General features: G+C 67.4%; 13 protein-coding genes. 2 read left to right on the top strand and 11 right to left on the bottom strand.

The features are described from left to right. The first annotated feature begins 27 nt into the window (after window positions 1–27). Window positions 28–231 (top strand): cold-shock protein, encoded by a 204-nt coding sequence (locus Q7T84_RS02910; protein WP_304806191.1) that lies wholly within the window; start codon window positions 28–30, stop codon window positions 229–231. Window positions 232–294: 63 nt separating this feature from the next. On the opposite strand, the gene Q7T84_RS02905 is transcribed toward Q7T84_RS02910, so the two are convergent. The 8 genes from Q7T84_RS02905 to Q7T84_RS02870 all read right to left on the bottom strand — a co-directional run bounded on the left by Q7T84_RS02905 (window position 295) and on the right by Q7T84_RS02870 (window position 12,153). Then, the gene (locus Q7T84_RS02905) at window positions 295–714 is read right to left on the bottom strand and encodes a helix-turn-helix domain-containing protein (protein WP_304806189.1); all 420 of its coding nucleotides are present in this window, start codon (window positions 712–714) and stop codon (window positions 295–297) included. 411 nt (window positions 715–1,125) lie between these two features. Further along, complete coding sequence (locus tag Q7T84_RS02900; RefSeq protein ID WP_304806187.1) at window positions 1,126–2,400, bottom strand: DUF1254 domain-containing protein; 1,275 nt, start codon at window positions 2,398–2,400, stop codon at window positions 1,126–1,128. A gap of 122 nt (window positions 2,401–2,522) precedes the next feature. After that, a complete protein-coding gene (locus Q7T84_RS02895) occupies window positions 2,523–4,319 on the bottom strand; it encodes a hypothetical protein (protein ID WP_304806185.1) in 1,797 nt (598 codons plus the stop codon). Window positions 4,320–4,401: 82 nt separating this feature from the next. Then, entirely contained in the window at window positions 4,402–6,288 is a 1,887-nt protein-coding gene (locus Q7T84_RS02890; RefSeq protein WP_304806184.1) for a toll/interleukin-1 receptor domain-containing protein, read from the bottom strand. A gap of 20 nt (window positions 6,289–6,308) precedes the next feature. Further along, entirely contained in the window at window positions 6,309–7,346 is a 1,038-nt protein-coding gene (locus tag Q7T84_RS02885) for a PEPxxWA-CTERM sorting domain-containing protein (protein ID WP_304806183.1), read from the bottom strand. Between the two features lie 389 nt (window positions 7,347–7,735). Further along, a complete protein-coding gene (locus tag Q7T84_RS02880; RefSeq protein ID WP_304806181.1) occupies window positions 7,736–9,058 on the bottom strand; it encodes an amidohydrolase family protein in 1,323 nt (440 codons plus the stop codon). Window positions 9,059–9,205: 147 nt separating this feature from the next. Then, a complete protein-coding gene (locus tag Q7T84_RS02875; RefSeq protein ID WP_304806180.1) occupies window positions 9,206–11,491 on the bottom strand; it encodes a TonB-dependent receptor in 2,286 nt (761 codons plus the stop codon). Window positions 11,492–11,781: 290 nt separating this feature from the next. Then, complete coding sequence (locus Q7T84_RS02870) at window positions 11,782–12,153, bottom strand: limonene-1,2-epoxide hydrolase family protein (protein WP_304806179.1); 372 nt, start codon at window positions 12,151–12,153, stop codon at window positions 11,782–11,784. Between the two features lie 136 nt (window positions 12,154–12,289). Between Q7T84_RS02870 and Q7T84_RS02865 the strand changes: the two genes are divergently transcribed. Continuing rightward, window positions 12,290–13,204, top strand: coding sequence for a LysR substrate-binding domain-containing protein (locus Q7T84_RS02865; RefSeq protein WP_304806177.1), 915 nt, complete (start codon window positions 12,290–12,292; stop codon window positions 13,202–13,204). 32 nt (window positions 13,205–13,236) lie between these two features. On the opposite strand, the gene Q7T84_RS02860 is transcribed toward Q7T84_RS02865, so the two are convergent. The 3 genes from Q7T84_RS02860 to Q7T84_RS02850 form a co-directional block, all read right to left on the bottom strand. Beyond that, window positions 13,237–15,510 carry a TonB-dependent siderophore receptor gene (locus tag Q7T84_RS02860; RefSeq protein WP_304806176.1) on the bottom strand — a complete coding sequence of 758 codons (2,274 nt, stop codon included), beginning with the start codon at window positions 15,508–15,510 and terminating at the stop codon, window positions 13,237–13,239. A gap of 137 nt (window positions 15,511–15,647) precedes the next feature. Further along, entirely contained in the window at window positions 15,648–16,574 is a 927-nt protein-coding gene (locus tag Q7T84_RS02855; RefSeq protein WP_304806175.1) for a S1/P1 nuclease, read from the bottom strand. Next, on the bottom strand, window positions 16,471–18,147 hold the full coding sequence (locus Q7T84_RS02850) for an amidase family protein (protein WP_304806173.1): 1,677 nt from the start codon (window positions 18,145–18,147) through the stop codon (window positions 16,471–16,473). The genes Q7T84_RS02855 and Q7T84_RS02850 overlap by 104 nt, the downstream gene beginning before the upstream one ends. Window positions 18,148–18,347 lie beyond the last annotated feature (200 nt).

Raw genomic sequence — 18,347 nt, 5'->3', positions numbered from 1 at the left:
AACGCTTGTCAGGGAGACAAGAGCGTTATGGCTACGGGCACGGTCAAATGGTTCAACGCCACTAAGGGCTTCGGCTTCATTCAGCCTGACGATGGCGGCAAGGACGTCTTCGTCCACATTTCCGCCGTCGAGCGGGCTGGAATGCTGGGCCTCAACGAAGGTCAGAAGCTAAATTACGAAGAGAAAGAAGAGCGCGGCAAGAACGCCGCGGTCGATCTGAAGTCCGTCTAGAATTTAGGCGCAGCCTTGCGGGGCGTCGGCTCTGATTGGGGCCGGCGCCCACTTCCTATCTGGCTAGGCCATCTCCCTCTGGCGGGTTTTCTGCCCCGCCTCGGGGTCGGTCATCACGCGAAGCAGATTGACCAGCGATGAGCGTGCTTCCTGCGGCAATCGCTCGAAGGCGGTCAGCAGTTCCAGCGCGCCGGGTGTCCGCATCCGGCTGAGCAGGTCCACATCACCATCGCCAGCCGGGGTGTCGAGGACGTCCATCAGGTCCACAACCCGGCATCGCAGAGCTCGTGCAATCTGCACGAGCCGTGAGAACGAGATTCGGTTCGCGCCGTTCTCGTACTTCTGGATTTGCTGGAAGCTTACTCCGCACTGTTCGGCCAGCGCTTCCTGCGACATGCCGATAGTTCGCCTACGGATGCGGACGGCGGCGCCGAGCGCCACATCCATGGGGTCGGGGGTTTTGTTTGAAGGCTCCGCAGACATCTTGGTCTCCTCACCCTAAACGTCCGCCGACGGAGCGATTGCTCCGGGGTTCGCGTTGGATTCCCGCAAGTTAAGGCCGATATTTTTGCTTTGGAAAGCGTGCAATTAGCCATGGGGTGCACGATAGACGAGCATGCTCATCGAACGCGTTTGCTGGAAACGGAGTAGTCGGCGCCCGAAAGCTGGGCGATTTGAAGAAACCGAGCCGAAAATGCGGTTTGGCGACCTCAACCGCGTCAATTGATGGTTGAAATGCAGCTAAATCGCCGCCGATTTCATAAATTTGGGGTTGAGTTCGGTGTTCAACCGCACACCGCTTGATCGGGCCGCATCACCGTTCGTGGCTCGCCTAAAGCGCGAATTTCTCGTGGACCATCTTGCGGGCCGGCCGTGGGGCCGGCCCCTAAGCCTCTATTCCTGCTCCAAAAGCGTCACCGGCGGCAGGCGATAGCTGCCGTCGAGCAGCGCCGGCTTGGGCAGGTAGGCGCGCATGAACAGCGCGAAAGGCGCCGGCGGGGCCGGCAGCCAGTTGGCGTCGCGCTCGCCACCCGGGCGTTCATGGCTGATCCAGATGTCGAGCGAGCCGTCCTCATTATAGGTCAGGCCGGACGTGCGATCGCCGATCGAGTAGCGGCCTAGCGCGTTGTCGGCGAAGAAGAACTGACCATCGGACGTGGCCTCGTAGAGGCTCAGCGACCAGAAGCTGTTCACGGCCGGCATCCGGTCGGCGGGGAAGTGAAGCCGCCAGGGCTTATGGCCGTCATAGATGCCGCCGCGCTCGCCGCGGCCGCGCATGTACATCGCCTCGACCGGCGGCAGGGCGGCGAGCCCGGCCAGCGCCACTCCGGCGCGATAGGCGTAGCTCTGGCCGAAGTCCCCCAGATCGGCGCGCGGATAGAACCAACCGTCGATCCAATTCGCACCGCCGCCGCCACGACGCACCGCGACGCGCGCCTCGGCCACGCCGGCCTCTATGGCGGCGGCCTCCTCGGCGCTAAAGCGGTCGGCCTGGAAGTCGCCCGTGCCGAGTCCGAGGGCCGAGACCTTGCGCAGCAAGGCCAGGTCGGTCACGGGCGGCGGGTTGGCCGCCATCAGCTCATCGACGCTGGCGAAGTATTCGTTCCAGGGGGCCGAGCGGCGGGCGTAGGCCTTGGGTTGGGCGACCTCGGGCCCTTGCAGCGAAAAGCCCGACTGGATGGCGCGGGCGGCTTCGAGGTCGGGGGCTCCATCGACCAGGATGCGGGCCAGGGCCCAGACGTGGTTGGTCGGCGCGCGCACGACGTTGGGTCCCTCGGCGGCGTCGGTCGGCCCCACCAGGCTGAAGGTCCCGCCGTCCGGACCTGTCGTCCGGGTGCCGAGGATCGCGAAGTTGTTGGTGTAGGCGTCCATAAGCGCCAGCGACAGGTAGCGCTCCCCGGCCGCCGGCAGGGTGATGGTCACCGGGCCGCCGCTCAGGTCGATCTGGGCGCTGGTGTAGAGGGTGTCGTTATTGGGCGTGGTGACCGCCCGCATCTTGTGGTCGGCCAGGTCGCGCATGTGGCCAAAGGTGTTGATCTCGCCGCCGAACCCGCCGCGATTGGCGCGGGTCATGGCCATCTCGATCAGCGGCAGGGCGTAGATCCAGGCGTCGCGCGCGGCCTCCCGCAGTTGGTCATGCGCTGGGAGGGGGATCTGCGAATTCGACATGTGACGACGCCCAGGCCGTAGGTTGCATGTGTGTCGCCCTCACGGCCAAAGGGGCGGCGGCGGGCAACCTGCCGCGCGGCCCCGCCGATGGCAATCGCTCCGAGCCGAACGTCGGCAGGACGCTAGGCTGGAATCGCCAGCTTCCGGTGGCGGTAGCTGACATGCCACTCGTCGAGATCGCCCAGCATGGTGGCGGCGAAGTCCTCGGCCGTTCGCGCCGCCGTGGGCAGATCGATCGGCCGCGAACGTAAGCGGTGAGCCTGGGCTTCCAGACGCTCGGCCGTGGCTTCGGAACGGCCGGCGGCGGCGGCGAAGTCGCCTTGACCGCGAATGCCGAACAACGCCGCCCCAATGGTCGGCAGGCCGGCCGAAAGCACGGTCAGCATCTTGCTCCAGGACAAGATGACGTCGATGTACAGCAGGTGGCCGATCAAGCTGACGATTCCGACCAGTACGGCGCCGTAGAACAGCGCCGTCCCGACCCGGTGCAGGCTGTGGTCGAGGTGGTGCATCCGGTGGGCGTTGGCGCGGTTGTAGGCGATCTGCGAATCGAGCTCGTGCAGCGCCACCTGCTCGGACAACTCGGCGACCTCGGCGGGGGTGCTCAGGGCGGCGGGCGGGCCTAGTTGTCGCCACAGGGCCTGGGCGTACCAATCGCTCCACTTGGTCACCCCGGCGGCGTTCAGGTTGAAGCCCGGAGTCGCCGCGCCCAGCAGCCGCAGGCTGCGCAACGGCCGCAAGCGTTCGGCGAGGTAGCGATAGTCTAGCCACCGCCGGTGCCAGTTCGCACGCGTGCCTTGGGCGGTGTTGCCGATCAGGGCGGCCAGCACCGCCAGTTCCGCCAGCAGCAACCAAACCTTGGCGCTTGGCGCCAGCAGACCGGTCAGGGCCAGCAGCACCGCGAGCGCGGCGGCGGCGTAGTTGAAGATCAGCCCGCCGCGATAGGTCTGGGAATAGTGGTTGGCCAGGGCGTCGCTCCAGCCGAAGGCGTCCTGTAGCTGGTCCAGGCCCGCTTGCGCGGAGGGCGCGGCGGCCGCTGGGCTGGCCCGGAACGCTTGCCAGTCGTTGCGGGCGGCTTCGGCATAGGGCGTCACACGCGGCCGATACTTTGTGATGGCCCGTGTACCGGTGAGGATCAGCAGGAACGGGTATTCCGGCCGAAACCGCCACAGGTGCTGGCGTTCGGCGAGGTAGGTGGTCAGGCTTGCCCTTTGCTCCGGGGCCGGGGGCGGCGCCAGCAGCCGGGTCACCAGTTCGCGAAGCTGATCGCCATCGCAGGCGCGCCTCGGCGTGCCGTGCCGGTCCAGCAGACAAGGCGAAAGATGATCGAAGCCGGCCCACAGGATCGAGGAGGGCGAGACGCCGTCCGCCGGCAGCCAGATCACCGGCACGCCGCGGCGGATGGCGTAGTCCACAACGTCGGCCGTCCCGCCTGGCCCGCGCGCCTCGTCGCCGTCCCACACCGCGATCAACAGGTCCGACTGCGCGGCCGTGACCTGCCCAGCCAGGGCGTAGGCTTGGTCGCCCTGCTCGCGGCTGGAGGGCGTGGACCATGAGTGACGGGTCTGGCTGAGCAGGTCTCGGAAGATCTCGGACCCTGTATCGTCGAAGTCCCGGATGTACTCCTCCACCGCGAACGGGAGGACCGCGTCGAGATTCCAGCCCTGCTCGAGGGCGACCGTCGCGCTGATCTGGTCGGCGCCTATGGCCAGGCCCGACAGCACGGTGAGTTGAGGTTCGGTGGTTTCGAAGACGTCGAGGCGCCCAGCCGTCACCGACCGGGCGTTCTGGGCTAGTTCGCGCAGGATCAGCTCGACCGACCGCCTCAACGGTTCCACGGCCTCCGCGGCCAGCCGCCGGTGGCCGGTCACGCCGACCGTCAGGATTGGCCGAACGCGTGGAGGGTGAAGACTGCCCAAGCCCCTGCTCATCCCGTTGGTTGCCGCTCGTCAGCAGGGCGCATCAGCGGTCTCATGGCAAGGCCTGACACGACGTCACCGCTCAGATATCCGCGCATACCGCCGCCAGTGACTTAGTGTAGGTCGCCTCGGGCCCAAGGGTTTGGCCCAGGATCTTCAGGCCCTCGGCGCAATCGGCCCGCGCCTCGGCGCGCCGTCCGGCCCGGGCCAGGATGGTTGCTCGGTTGACCAGCAGGTCGCCGTGATTGGCGTGGAGCTTGCCGTAGCTGACATCGTAGTTGTGCTTGGCGTCGTCCAGGATACGCAACGCTGTCTCGGTGCGGCCGCGCTCGGACTCCACCAACGCCAGATAGACCTCGGCTATGCCGATCAGATAGTGCGGACCGCCGAACGCCTTCTTGTAGATCGCCGTCGCTTGCCGAAGCGACCTCTCGGCCTCGGGTAACCGCTTCTGACCCTGATAGATCTGGCCCTGGATGGACAGCGCGTCGGCGATGGTCGGATTGTCGGGATCCAGAACCCGCCGTTCGATCTCCAACGCATTGCCGATCCGCTTCTCCGCCAAGGGCAGGTCGCCGGCCAGGAAGGCGTTCTGCGCCAGGGCGAACCAGGTCTGGCCGGTCTCCATGTCGCGATCGCCCACCGATCCGCGATAGATTTGCAGAGCTTCGATGAGCGATTTTTCCGCGGCGTCGAATTGGCCGTCGTCCGACAGCAGGTTGCCCCGCGCCTGGAGCACCAGCGCCAGGCGAGCCGGGTTGGTCGCGGGCGCCGCTCGGTAGATCGCCAACGCCCGGTCGAACGCGGCGATGCCTTCCTTGGTTCGCCCCTCGGCGGCGTGGATCATGCCCTCCGTCACGGCCGCTCGCGCGCGAATGGGAGGCCGTTCGTTCGGGTCATCGCCGAGGACCTTTTGAGCCAGACGCACTTGGTTCATGGCCTGGTCCAACCGACCGAGCAGGAGATAGGTCGCCGCTAGCGTCAGCTGAGCATTGGCGCCATCGGCGCCAGCCTTCTTGATCGCGGGCGCCGAGCCCTCGATGGCCGAGGCCGCCTCATTGGGCAGACCAAGATTGTTGTAGGCTTCGCCCAATGTGGAGATCAGCCGCGCCTGAACGACCGGCTGATCGGCCAGTTCGGCTCGGGCGCGCTCGGCGCTGCGGCCCAGGATGGTCAGGGCCGTGATCGTGCGAGGGTTTTCGCTGGCCGGGTCGGCTAGCCGGAAGGTGTCCACGAGGTAGTCGGACGCAGCGCGGGCGGTCGCCGATTCCCGTTCGGCCACCTGGCGTTGTTCGTTGGCCTCGATCCGCCGCGCGTTGGCGTACAGCGCTAGCGCGGCGGAAAAGATCATCCCGACCACGGCGGCCGAGGATATGATCGCCATCCGGCGGATGCGCCTTTGGGTCTCGCGCTGGACCAGGGCGTCGAGTTCGACCCCCAGCAGTCCGGCGGCAAGCTTCAGCTTGGCCAGCCGCTTGCCGTCGCCGTCCGGCCTGATGTCGGCGGCGATCGGTTCGGCTGGCTCGCTCGATAGCTCCCCGTCAGGGCCGATCCGGTAGCGCAGGCTGGGGGGGAAGCACTCCTGATCGGCCGTCTGCGGCGAGGCCGAGGCGAATGGCTCCCCACTGGCGATCAGGGCGAAGACGCGGTCCTCGCCATGCAGCCGCTTGAACGAGAGAATCTCTTGGTCGACCCACCGGGAGGCCGCCGCGCTGGGCGAGCAGATCACCACTAGGCACTGGGACGCGGCCAAGGCCGCGGCGATGGCGCCGCCCAGGTCGGCTGAGGCCGGCAGTTCGTCGCGATCGCGGAAGATCGGCGCCAGCCTGCGCTGGGTGATTCCAAACTCGGTCGTGAGCCCGACGAGCTTGGAGGGAACGCGGTAGGTTTCCAGGGCGCGGTGCAGCCAGACCACCACCGGCTTGTCGCGGTGGCTGTAGCTCAGGAATGCGCTGTATCGCGGCGCCAAGTGACTGTCCGGCGCGCCCGCTAAGCCAAGGCCGGCGCCGCCCGCAGTCGCCGCGCCGCCACCCCGATCAGGCCAAATCCGAGGATCATCATGGCCCAGGTCGCGGGCTCTGGAATCGCCGACGTTGGCGCGAGCAGTTCGTAGGAGAGCACGCCGTTCTTGAACGTCGGGAGTTCGAAGCGGAAGCGGTCGAAGTCGACAGGCTCGCTGGGGCCAGGCTCGACCGCCTGAGCCAGGCGTAGGCTCGGCCGGGATGTCCCACCGCGGCCGATCGGATCGCCGAACGAGGAGTAGGACACCAGGCAAGCGCCGGTCAGCAGCTCGTAACACGGGGTGCGCGAGTAGGATTCAACGATCGTCTCGTAGGTCAGGGTCGAGGATTCGCCGGGCAGCAGCAGGGAGCCGGCCGGGAAGCTCACATCGATGCCGGTGGCGTCCCAGACAAAGCCGAACTCGTGCATGTCGCCGGGGGTGGAGATCATTCGGAAGCCTGACAAGGCCGCGGCCGCCGCGTCCAGGTCGCTGACCAGGACGTTGGCTCCGCTGATCGGATCGTAGACGAGGCCTAGGCTGCCTTGCAGTTCGTAGAGCGTCTGGCCGCCGCCGCTGATGCGGAACAGGAACGAGGCCCCGGCGATGTCGTTGGTGGCGCCGGCCGGCGCGAAATCCTGGAAGTCACGGAAGTCGCCTGGAAAAGTCCCCTGGGCCGAGCAGCCGGTCAGGTTGTTCAGGCATTCGGAGGCTGTGAACACGCCCATACCGGCCGGGGTGATGGTCGAGTGCAGGGTCGGCGTGACGGCCAGGTCGCCGTCGTTGGTGAAACTGATGTCCACCAGGGTTCGCGAGGTGACGTAGCTGAACGCCCCGCCCGCCGCGTTGCCGTTCTGGAACTCGATGAAGTCCGGCTCGACCCGGGAGGTCGAGGCGAAGCTGGCGCCCGAACCCCAAGCATTGCTGCCGAGGGCGCCGCTGATCTGCCGGCCGAGCACCTCAAGTCCAGTGTCCGAGCCATCCGCGCCCGGCTTGAACTCGACGGTTGCGCCGGTGTGCGTGACCACGCCCGTAACCTGAGCCTGAGCCTCGGATATGGCGAATAAGGAGGCGCCGATTATTAGAAACGTCGCTAGTCGCATCGTTATCTTCCTCAGCGGCGAGGCAAGTATTTTCTTACCGTTGCTGGATATCACCTCATGGTCAAGCATTCCTACGCACGAATGACTCTAGACGCGGAGCATAACTGCGGGTTTTTCTTGATTTGGAATCTAGGGTGTTCACCCGATGACGCGGGCAGAGCTGACGTCCGGGGCGCGATGTCTGTTTCGCGCGCGAGAGTTCAACTTGATGGGCGGCTTTGCAGATCAGCAGCCCGCGCGTTCCCAGCGGCGGCTAAGCCGCGACTGGAGATCTGAGAGGCCGCCGACGCGCTGCGCGCGCCGGCGGACGCTACCTAGTTCGAGGCGAGCGTGGCCTTGCCGTCCTGCTTGTAGACGACGCCGCCCTTCATCACGAAATCGACGTGCTGCAGCTTGGTGATGTCGGTCAGCGGGTCGCCATCGACGGCTACCAGGTCGGCGAAGCGGCCGGGCTGGACCGAGCCCACCTTGTCGGTCGCGCCCAGCAGGTCGGAGGCCGACTGGGTGGCCGAAAGGATCGCCTCCATGGCTGGCATGCCGCCATTGACCATCAGGGCGAACTCTTTGCCGTTCTCGCCCAGAGCGGTGTCGGTGCCGAAGGCGATCTTGACCCCCGCGCGATAGGCCTCGCCGAAATTGCGCAGGGTCTGGGGCACCACCACCATCGCCTTGGCCGCGGCCGACGGGTTCATCAATTCCGGATGGGTGCGGGCCAATTCCAGCGAGTTCGATGCCACCAGTAGGGTGGGGACGAGGTAGGTCCCGTGCTGCTTGAACAGCTTGTAGCTCTCGGCGTCGGCGAAGGAGCTGTGCTCGATCGAGTCGACCCCCAGCTTGACCGCCATGTCGATGGCGCTCTTGCCATGGGCGTGGGCCGCGACCTTGAGGCCCAGGCCGTGTGCGGTGTCGACGGCGGCCTTGACCTCTTCGGCGGTCATCAGTTCGTGGTTGGGGTCATCGCCGATGCTCAGCACGCCGCCGCTGGGCATGATCTTGATCAGATCGGCGCCGCGCTTCTGGTGCGCGCGGACCTCCCTGCGGACCTCGTCGGCGCCGTCGACCACGGAGTTGCCCCAACCTGGGTGATCCAGGTCAGGATCCAGGCCGTTGGTCGGGTCGGAGTGACCGCCGGTCGGGCCGAGCGGCTCCATGGCGACCCACATGCGCGGGCCGACGACCTGGCCAGCGTCAATGGCGCGCTTCAGCGCCACGTCGACCCCGCCGCCGCCGCCGACATCGCGGATCGACGTGAAGCCGGCCAGTAGCAGGTTGCGAGCGTTGACCGTGGATGACAGGGCCGAATCCAGGCTGGTCCGGGTCATCTTGCGGGCGATCGGGTCGCCCTTCGGCTTTTGTGACTGGATGTGGGTGTGGCTGTCGATGAAGCCCGGCATGACCGTGGCGCGCGACAGATCGATAATCTCTGCGCCGGCCGGCGTGACGAAGCCCTGCTCGACCGCGACGATCTTGTCGTCGGTGATGCGGATGCTGACCTGGCTGCGCGGCTGCTTGCCGACCCCGTCGATGAGTCGGCCGGCGTGGACGACGACGTCCTTGGCCTGGGCGGGGGCGGCGGCGAGCGCCAGGGCGGCGACGGAGGCCATGGCTACGGCGCGAAGTGGGGGGCTGATCTTCAAGGGACTAGGCTCCTGCGGGGGAAGACCGGTGCTTTGGACAAGCCGAGGCCTCACCGCCCCAAGGCGGGGAGGGGGATGGCAGGTCAAGGCTTCAATGGGGACCGGTCACGCGGCGAACGACGCCGCCGCGTGACCGGCAAGGGGTGATCAGAACTTCTTGTTGACGGTCAGGCCGACAGTGCGCGGACGCACCGTGATCCCGTTGATCGTTCCGGCGCTGATCGCGCTCTGGCTCTTGATCGCGTAGGCCAGTTCGTCAGTGATGTTGTTGACGTAAAGGTACGCGGCCCATTCCTTGGACTCCACGCCCACCCGCACATTGGCGAGGGCGTAGGACGGGATTTTCTGCCGGAAGGCGTTGGTCGGCCGGAATTCCGAATAGCTGGAGCCGACATAGTTGGCGTCGAGCCGGGCCATGCCGTCCAGGGTGTCGCTGAGCGGCCAGGTGTACTGCGCCGCCACGCCGGCCGTCGTTTTCGGGATGTACGGGATGCGATCACCCTTGCGACCCGGCGCGTTGACGTCGGGGTTGATCTGGTCCTCGACCAACTTGGCGTCGCTGAAGCTGGCGTTGGCCTGAAACTGCAGGCCTTGCATCGGGCTGAGGAAAGCCTCGATCTCGGCCCCCCGCACCCGGGCGGCGCCGGCGTTGCTGATGAACGAGAAGGCGCCGTTGGGCGTGCGGCCGCTGACCTGCATGTTGTCCCAGTCGATCTGGTAGACATCGAAATTCAGGGTCAGGCGATTGTCCCACCAGGCGGTCTTCGCCCCGATCTCATAGTTGACCAGGCTGTCGGACGCATAGGGGGTCAGGGCGCCGGGCAGGCCGATCACCTGGTTGGCGCCGCCGGGGCGGAAGCCTTCGGCCGCTTGGGCGTAGACCATGATGTCGTCGTTCACCTCGTAGGAGGCGTTGAACTTGAACACCCAGCCGTCTTCCTTGGAGGAGACGGTGGTCGGCGGGGTCACGCGGGCGCCGATCAGGTCGAGGCCGATGGTGGTCTCGCCGACGATCTTCTTCTCGTACTTGAAGTAGCGGGCGCCGGCCGTCAGCGTCAGTTTATCGGTGATTTCATAGGAGCCTTCACCGAAGGCCGCCGTCTGCTTCAGGCTGTCGTCGATCGTCCGGACGGTGGAGATGCGCGCCGGCGAGTAGGCGATCCCGGTGGTGGGATCGACGCCCTGCTGCTGGCTGAGGATGAAGGCGTCGCGGTCTTCGGAGAACACCCCGACGGTCCAGTTCAGAGCGCCATCGCCATTCGAGGACAGGCGCAGTTCGTTGGTCCAGGTGTCGACATCCTGCGGTTGGTACAGGGTGCTGGGCGTGTGGGTGTTCACATAGGCGTTGTAGGTCGCGAACTCGCCGGGGCCGCAGGGCAGGCCGCCGTTACGCGAGGCGCAGAGGGCGGGGTTGTTGCGCAGGTTGCTGATGAAGTTGCTGACATCGGTGGTCTGCAGCTGGCTGCGCGAGTACTTCGAGGTCACGCCGGTCAGGGTGCCCCAACCCAGGTCCCAGCGGCCGGTCAGGCTATAGATGTTGTAGTCGTCGTACAGCGGCAGCTCGGCGCGGCTGGTGGAGACGTAGTCGCCGGCCTTGACGCTGACCAACGAGGAAGCCCCATCGGTGCGCTGGACGAAGGCCGCCGCATCGATGGTCAGGTTCTCGGTCGGCTCGAAGCGCACGAGCAGGCGGCCGGCCCAGGTGGTCTCGTCATTGACGTTCTTGAGGCCGAGATAGGTGTTGTCCACGTAGCCTTCGGCCTCGCGGTAGAACAGCACGGCGCGCGCGGCCAGCTTGTCCTCGACCAGCGGCACGTTGACCATGGCGTTGGCCTCGTAGCCCATGCCGCCTTCATTGGTGGAGAAGATGTTGCCTTCGACGGCGCCTTCATACTCGTAGAGCGGCTTCTTGAAGATCACCCGCACCGTGCCGGCCATGGAGCCGGATCCGTAGAGCGTGCCCTGGGGGCCGCGCAGCACTTCGACCTGCTGGACGTCGAACATCTTCAGGTCGGGCGAGCGCGCGCCGCTGTCGCTGGTGGTGCCCGGCGAACCGCCGACCGGGACTTCGTCGTAATAGACGCCGACCTGGGCTTCACCCGCGCCTTGGATCCCGCGGATCACGATGCGTCGCGCGCCGGGGCCGCCGTCGACCAGCGTCAGGCCGGGCACGGCCTTGGCGTAGTCGCTGATGTTATCGACGCCCATCTTGGCCAAGGTGTCGCCGGTGACGGCGGAAATGGCGATGGGCGTGTCTTGCAGGACCGTCGAGCGCTTGAGCGCCGTGACGACCAGTTCCTCGACTTGCGGGCCGCCGCTGGCGGTTCCTTGAGCCCAGGCCGTTCCGCCGCCCGCTGCGACCATCAAGGCCGAGCCCAGGGCCGTAGCTCCGAGCAAGCGCGTGCGCTGTCTTGTTGAAATGAGTTTGGTCATGTAATCCCCCGCGGCGACGCTCTTAAACATGGCGCGCTGGCGAATAGTTTCATCTGAAACTAACCGTGGCAACAGCAGAGTTTTCGCTTTTTGGAAATTCCGTCTTGCTGTGATCTTTGCGCCATCTTGGACCCACGCGTTCCAACAGGGCTCAGTCCCTGGTCGATGGCTGTTGTCTGGAAATAGCTCTTCGCCGAACTCATCCCGGTGGCATGCGGGCGCCACGACTGGTGGTGGGGCGGCCTGGTTTGCGTCGCCAAAATGACGACGGCGCCAGCCGTCTCGATCCTTTAGTCGCGCAGGGCTGCGACGTAGGTTCCAATGTCGAAATAGTCGCGCCAGACCTTGATCCGGCCGTCCTGCATCTCGAACACGCCGCAGCAGGGCAGGTTGACGGGCTTGGTTCCGACAACCGTTCGGTCAAGGCGCTCGGCGAAGACGATGTCGCCCTTGGAGATCAGGTTCAGCACATCCCACTCCGTCGAGGTCCAGTCCTTCAGAAACGCTGAGATGAACGGGCGCAGCGCCGCGTGGCCGGTCACCGGCCGGGTAGGCATATTGTAGTAAGTGCCGTCCTCGCAAAAATACTGGACCAGTTCCTCGACATCCAGCCGTGACCACGCGGCGATGAAATCGCGGATCACCCGCTCATTGTCGGCCATGTTGTTTCCCCCAGTCTTTGTTGGCTAAGAGCGGCGTGGCCTCTCTCGCCGGACACTTCGTATCCGGGTGACACGGCGCTGTCATGCCTTTGGGATAGGCGAGGCTCTCGCGGACCGTCCGAACCCGGAGCCTTCAATGCGCCGCCGACTACCGCCTTTGGAACAGATCGAGGCCTTCATCGAGGCCGCCGAATCGCCGAGCTTTCGGGTCGCGGCGGAACGCTGCGCCCTCAGCCCGGCGGCGTTCTCGCGCCGAATCCAGGCCTTCTCGTCCTTTGTCGGCATGCCGATGTTCGAGCGGCGACCGGGCGGCCTGCGGCTGACCGAGGCCGGCCGTCGCTGCCTCAGCCAATTGAAGCCGGCCTATGTCGAACTGCGGCGTGCTGCGGCCTCCGTGGTGGAGACGCCGGGTGATGCTCAAGCCGTCACCCTCTCGCTGTCGCACTCGCTGGCGGTGGGCTGGCTGATCCCACGGCTTGACGTGTTCCGGGTCGCGCATCCGGAGATCGAGCTCTCGATCAAAACCCAGCGCGGCGCCGAGGACATGCGGCGGGGCGAGGCTGACCTCGGCATCTGTTTCGCCGACATCGATCTGAACGGATTGGTCAGCCAACCCTTGCTGGACGTCTGCGTCGAGCCGGTGGCCGCGCCCGCGGTCGCGGCCGCGTTCCGTGCGCGAGGGGGGCGGTTGGAGACGCAGCGGCTGTTGTCGGTCGCCTATCCCGACGGGCTCTGGTCCTGGTGGGCGCGCGAGACCGGCCTGGAGGTGTCGCTGCCGCCGATCGCGACCTATGACCTGCTGCACGCGATGTACGAGGTGGCGTCGGAGGGGCACGGGGTGGCCTTGGCCGCGACGCCGACGGTCTGGTCACATTTGGATAGCGGCCGCCTTGTGCGGCTAGGTCTGCCCACCGCGATGACGCCGGGCGGATATCGCCTGGCCGCGCCCGCTGACCGTCGCCGCCGCCGCGCCGTCGGAGCCGTCTGGCGCTGGCTGGAGAGCGAGGCTGACCGCACGCGCAGCCTGAGCCCAGCGCGGATGGCGGCCTAGGGGCGCCCCTCCGCGCTGGGTGCGGCTTGCAGCTAGAAGCGCGCCGACAGCCTGACGAAATACTCCCGTCCATCGACACCCAGTCCGCCAGCCTCCGTATAGGGGCGGCCGTCGTTCGAGCCGATGACCTCGTCGGGGTGCTCATCGGTCGCGTTGATCACGCCGGCATGAATGCTGAGCGTCTTGTTGATCTCGAACGAGCCGGTGAGGTCGAGGGTGATCTCATCGCCAAACACCTGTGTCGGACCGAGCGGCGAGGAACGGTACTTGCCGAAGCGGACCACGTCGGCGAGCAGGCTCCAACGGCCCATGTCGAGGCCGGCGTTGAACGTGATCTTGTTGCGCGGCTGGGCGTCGGTCAGCACGCCGATGGAGGTCGGGCCGAGCAGGGCCAGGGCCGGCAAGACCGGGTTCACAGCCAGCGACTTCACGTCGTTGTCGAAGGCGCCATAGGCCAGGGTCAGGATGAGCTTGCCCTCCGTGGAGATCGGCGTCGACCAGTTGATCGCCGCCTCCCAGCCCTCGGTGCGGGTGTCGGCGGCGTTGGTGAAGAACCGGACCTGCGAAGCGTTGGTGATGCCGCGCGCCGTCAGGATCGCGGTCACCGCGGGCCCGCTGAGCGATTCCGACAGGGCGATGCGGTCGTCGATGTCGATCCGGAAGACGTCGGCGGTGATGCTGAGGCGCGGCATGGGCGTGAAGATCACGCCGGCCGAGACGTTCCGGGACGTCTCGGGCTTGAGGTCCGAGGCGCCCAGGGCGCGAGAGACGGGGTCGCTGACGGCGAAGGTGCCGACATTGACCAACTGCCCGCCCGAAAGCTGGCTGGTGACGGTGGCGAAGTGTTGCTGTTGCAGGGCCGGCGCGCGGAAGCCGGTGCTGGCTGTGGCGCGCACCGCCATCCAGTCGGTGGCGCGCCAGAACAGCGAGGCCTTGCCGATCGTCTGGTCGCCGAAGTCGCTATAGTTTTCGTAACGAGCGGCCAGGCCTAGATCGAGGCCCTTCACGGGCGAGAGCTCGCCATCGACGAAGGCGCTGAAGGCTGTGCGGTCGACATCGACCGGGGAGGGCGGATTGTAGCCGGGGAACCCCTGGGCGCCGGCCCCTTGGAAGGAGGCCGGTTCGCCCGGGACGATCTTGAAGCTCTCGAAGCGGTGCTCAAGGCCCGCCGCCAGGTTCGAGCCGGCCATGACGGCGTCGAAGCGCCGGCTGAACGTTAGATTGACCAGGTTCTGGCCATAGCGGGTTCCGCCGGACTCGAACCGGCGCGGGCTCGCGGCCCCCAGCGAGGTGTTGACGCTGTTGGAGACGGCGAAGTCGCCGCGGTTGTATCCGGCCGTGTTGCTGAGATCCCAATCCCAACCGGCGACCTCGCCCCGCGCTCCGACCGCGCCGCCCAGATCGACCATGTCGAATTCGATCAAGGGGAGGAAACCCAGCGGGTAGATCGCCGGCGCCACGCTGGGCAGGCGGAACAGCGGCGTGCTTTCCGAGGTGCGGTGCGCGGCGGTCGCGAACCCGTAGAGCGTCACCTGCGACAGCGGGGCCTCGGCGTTGGCGGCGAAGTTCAGGTCCAGGGATTCCGGATCGCCGTGGCGCTGGGTCACGCGGCCGACACGTGGATCGACGCGGGCGGAGTTGGTGGCGTTGCGATAGCGGGCCTCGGCGCTCAGCGTCAGGAAGCCGTCCTCGCCCAGCTTGAAGCCGTGGCGCAGCGTCCCGATCGCGGTCTCGCCGTCGCCGTTCTCGGTGGCGCCGATCTGGTAGGTCCCAAGGCCGCCTTCGGCGTCGTCGGGCAGGACGATGTTGATCACGCCGGCAATGGCGTCGGACCCGTACTGCGCCGCCGCGCCGTCGCGCAGCACCTCGACGCGGGCGATGGCCGAAGCCGGTATGGTGTTGAAGTCGATCGGGACGGTGCCGCGTCCGATGTTGTTGTTGAAGTTCAGCACCGAGGACGAGTGCCGACGACGGCCGTTGACCAGCACCAGCACCTGATCGGGGCTGAGGCCGCGCAGACTGGCCGAGCGGGTGTTGGCCGCCGAGGGGCCGGTGGCCGAGCGCGGGAAGTTGAACGAGGGCGAGACGAACTGGAGGACCTTGGACAGGTCGTTGAACCCGCGCGCCGTGAGCTCTTCACCGGTGAACACGTCCACCGGCGAAGAGGTCTCGGTCGCCAGCCGGGCCGCGCCGCGCGAGCCGACCACGACCAGTTCGCCGAGTTCGCCTTCCGGCGGCGCCTCGGCCCAGGCTTGGCCGGCCATCAGGGCCAGGCCCGCGACTCCGCATAAAATGTTCCGACGCATGCCGATCCCCCTTCAAGAAGCTGCTGGCGGCTTCTCGCCGGGGGCGCCGGCAGGGTCGAACGCAAAGGGCGCGACGGGCGTTGCGTGGCGCGCAACGGGTGGCGCCAAACTGTCACGTCCGGCGCGCCCTCGCCGGGTCAGTCGGCCGCGACCAGGGCTTGGGCGACGTCGGCGAGGCGATAGCCGGCCAGGGTCAGGCGGCGCTCGGCCTCCGCCGTGACATCATCGACATAGGCCTTGGGCAGGTTCGGCGCCTGGCCCGCGCTGTCGGCCGAGACCAGGTCGGAGCGGTAGGCGAGCGGCGCGGCGAGGCGATAGCTCTCTTCGCCCCAGGTCGCGAAGGTCTCGGCCTTGGCGGGCGCCTTGCCGAGCTCGGGGAAGGATGCGCGCGGGTGGCGCTGAGCCAGGTCGCGAGCCCGCGCCTGGGCCTTTTCCGGCTCGCCGTCGCGGTTGACGGAGTCGTCCCAGAACCAGTGCAGACTGATCGGCTCGCCGGTCTTCGGATCGCGGACGTGTTGCAGGCCGCCGCCCCGGTCACCGTCCGGGAACCGGCCGGAGAAGAGCTGGGCCGTATGCAGCGGCTGGTGGATGTCGCCAGCGATGTGGAAGACCCAAGCGATGGCCGTCGCCCGGTCGGCGGCCGGCGCGTTTGGGTCCGACGCGACTTTCACGTTCAAGGCGAAGGCTTCGTTCGCCGCGCCTGCGCTGCCGGCCGGCGGCGCCTTGGGCGGTGGGCTGCGCGGGTCGCTCACGGGGCGTAGGGCGTGGTGCCAGGTGGGGTGGTCCTGGGCGCCGCCCCGCACGTCGTCGGGCCAACGCGCCAGCTCCATGAACAGCCGCCGGTCGCGGTCCTCGCCGGTCGCCCGCCCCACGGCGACCTCGAACGGCCCACGGTCGGGATGCTGGGCGGCGAGCGCCAGCAGGCGTTTCAGGGCCGCGGGATCCTTCGCGGCCAGTTGGTCATAGGCGATGGCCGCGGTGACCATGTGGCCGGGGCGGGTCCAGGCCTGGGCCGGGGCGTGCAGGGAGAGCGCCAGGGTGGCGGCGAGTAAGGGCAAACGCATGGTTCTGATCCCGTTGAAGACTGGGATCGTTCGTAGCAGCGGGGATCGCCGCGCCCGTCGCAAAGGGCCGAACGCCGATTGCGTGGCGCGCAACGTCGCCCGTATCACCCCACCAGATCGGCGGCGCGCGCCGATACCACTGCAGCTCGCGTTCAAGCTCGAAGGCCAGCTGCAGCAGCACGGCCTCGCCGCCGGCGTGGGTCGAGAATTGCAGGCCGAGCGGCAAGCCCGCCTGGCTCTGGCCCATCGGCAAGGTGATCGCCGGCGTGCCGGCGATGTTGTCGATCCAGGTCGGGGCGAAGCCGAACACCCGCTCCATCTGGGTTTCGGCGGGCAGGGTGGGGTCCAGATAGGACAGCGGTACCGGCGGCTTGTTCTGCGTCGGGGTCATGTAGACGTCGAACGCCTCGAACTGGGCGGTGTAGCCCTGAACCGCCTCGGTGAGCGTCGCCACCGCCGCGCCAAGATCGCCGGGGGCCGAGCGCCGTCCGATCTCGGCCAGGCCGAGAGTCAAGGGTTCCAGGTCGTCGGGGCCAGGCTCGCGCCCCAGATCCACGCCGACGGCCTTGACGCGGCTGGCGGCGGCCGCGCCGAACATGACCCGCATGGCCTGATTGGCGCGCGCGATATCGAAGGCGAGCGGTTGATCCGTGACCTTGTGTCCGAGCCGCCGCAGCAGCGGCAGCGCCCTGGCGAACACCGCCGCGACGTCGGGGCTTGGTGGAGCGTCATTGTTTTCGGCCGGATGGACGCCGATGCGCAGCCGTCGAGCATCGGGGCCGGCGATCACGCCGACCGGGGCGAAGCGCGCGCCTTCGCCGACCAACTCGGTCGCGGCGAACCAGGCGGCGGTGTCGCGAACCGTGCGGCTGACGCAGTTGTTGACGGTGAGGTCGGTGACCGCGTGGTCGTTCTGCGCGCCGACCATGCGTCCACGCGACGGCTTCAATCCGACCAGGCCGTTCGCGGCGGCTGGGACGCGAATCGAGCCGCCCGAGTCGCTGGCATGCGCGACAGGCACGACGCCGGCCGCTACAGCGGCGGCCGCGCCGCCTGACGAGCCGCCGACGCTGTGATCCAGGTTCCACGGATTACGCGTGGGGCCGGTGAGCAGCGATTGGGTTGTGCCCGACAAGCCAAGCTCAGGAGTGGTGGAACGTCCGATCGAGACTATCCCAGAGCGTTCCGCGGCGACCACATAGGGAGCGTCCGTCACGCCGATGCGGTTGCGATAGGCGCGCGATCCGAAGGTGAAGGGCAGGCCCGCCTGCGAAGCCACGTCCTTGATCAGGGTCGGCACGCCAGCCAGCGGTCCGGCGACGCCAGCCGCGGCCATCTGCCGGGCGCGTTCAAAGTTCGGAAGCGCGACGGCGTTGATCTGCGGGTCGACCTTCTCCAGGCGCGTGATGGCGGCCTCGACCAGTTCGGAGGCGGTGGCCTTGCCGGTGCGGACCGCCTGCGCCATCGCCACGGCGTCCATTGGCTGAGCGCCCGACGCTTGGGCTTGAAGCGGGGCGGCGGCGGCCAGGACGGCGGCGGCCTGGGCGAAACCACGGCGGGTCAGCTCGGTCATGGGATCTCTTTTGCTGGTTGGCGGCTGGCTCGACGCCGACGCGGGGCGATAGCGCGGCGTCGGGAGCCGCCGAGGCCCCCGACGCCTTGGTCGCTGTTAGAAATTCGCTTTCAGTTCGACGCCGACCTGACGCGGAGCGCCCCAGGTCACGAAGCGTGAACCGAAGGCGTCGGCGGAATTCAGGCGGCCGATGTAGCCTT

Source organism: Phenylobacterium sp. (assembly GCF_030654915.1).
Lineage (GTDB): Bacteria > Pseudomonadota > Alphaproteobacteria > Caulobacterales > Caulobacteraceae > Phenylobacterium.
This window is presented reverse-complemented; position numbering and strand designations above follow the sequence as displayed.

Excerpts from the sequence above, each read along its gene's own strand:
- Q7T84_RS02900 (WP_304806187.1), bottom strand. The coding sequence starts at position 2,400 with ATGTCGAATTCGCAGATCCCCCTCCCAGCGCATGACCAACTGCGGGAG.
- Q7T84_RS02855 (WP_304806175.1), bottom strand. The coding sequence starts at position 16,574 with ATGCGTTTGCCCTTACTCGCCGCCACCCTGGCGCTCTCCCTGCACGCC.
- Q7T84_RS02865 (WP_304806177.1), top strand. The coding sequence starts at position 12,290 with ATGCGCCGCCGACTACCGCCTTTGGAACAGATCGAGGCCTTCATCGAG.
- Q7T84_RS02875 (WP_304806180.1), bottom strand. The coding sequence starts at position 11,491 with ATGACCAAACTCATTTCAACAAGACAGCGCACGCGCTTGCTCGGAGCT.
- Q7T84_RS02860 (WP_304806176.1), bottom strand. The coding sequence starts at position 15,510 with ATGCGTCGGAACATTTTATGCGGAGTCGCGGGCCTGGCCCTGATGGCC.
- Q7T84_RS02850 (WP_304806173.1), bottom strand. The coding sequence starts at position 18,147 with ATGACCGAGCTGACCCGCCGTGGTTTCGCCCAGGCCGCCGCCGTCCTG.
- Q7T84_RS02910 (WP_304806191.1), top strand. The coding sequence starts at position 28 with ATGGCTACGGGCACGGTCAAATGGTTCAACGCCACTAAGGGCTTCGGC.
- Q7T84_RS02905 (WP_304806189.1), bottom strand. The coding sequence starts at position 714 with ATGTCTGCGGAGCCTTCAAACAAAACCCCCGACCCCATGGATGTGGCG.
- Q7T84_RS02870 (WP_304806179.1), bottom strand. The coding sequence starts at position 12,153 with ATGGCCGACAATGAGCGGGTGATCCGCGATTTCATCGCCGCGTGGTCA.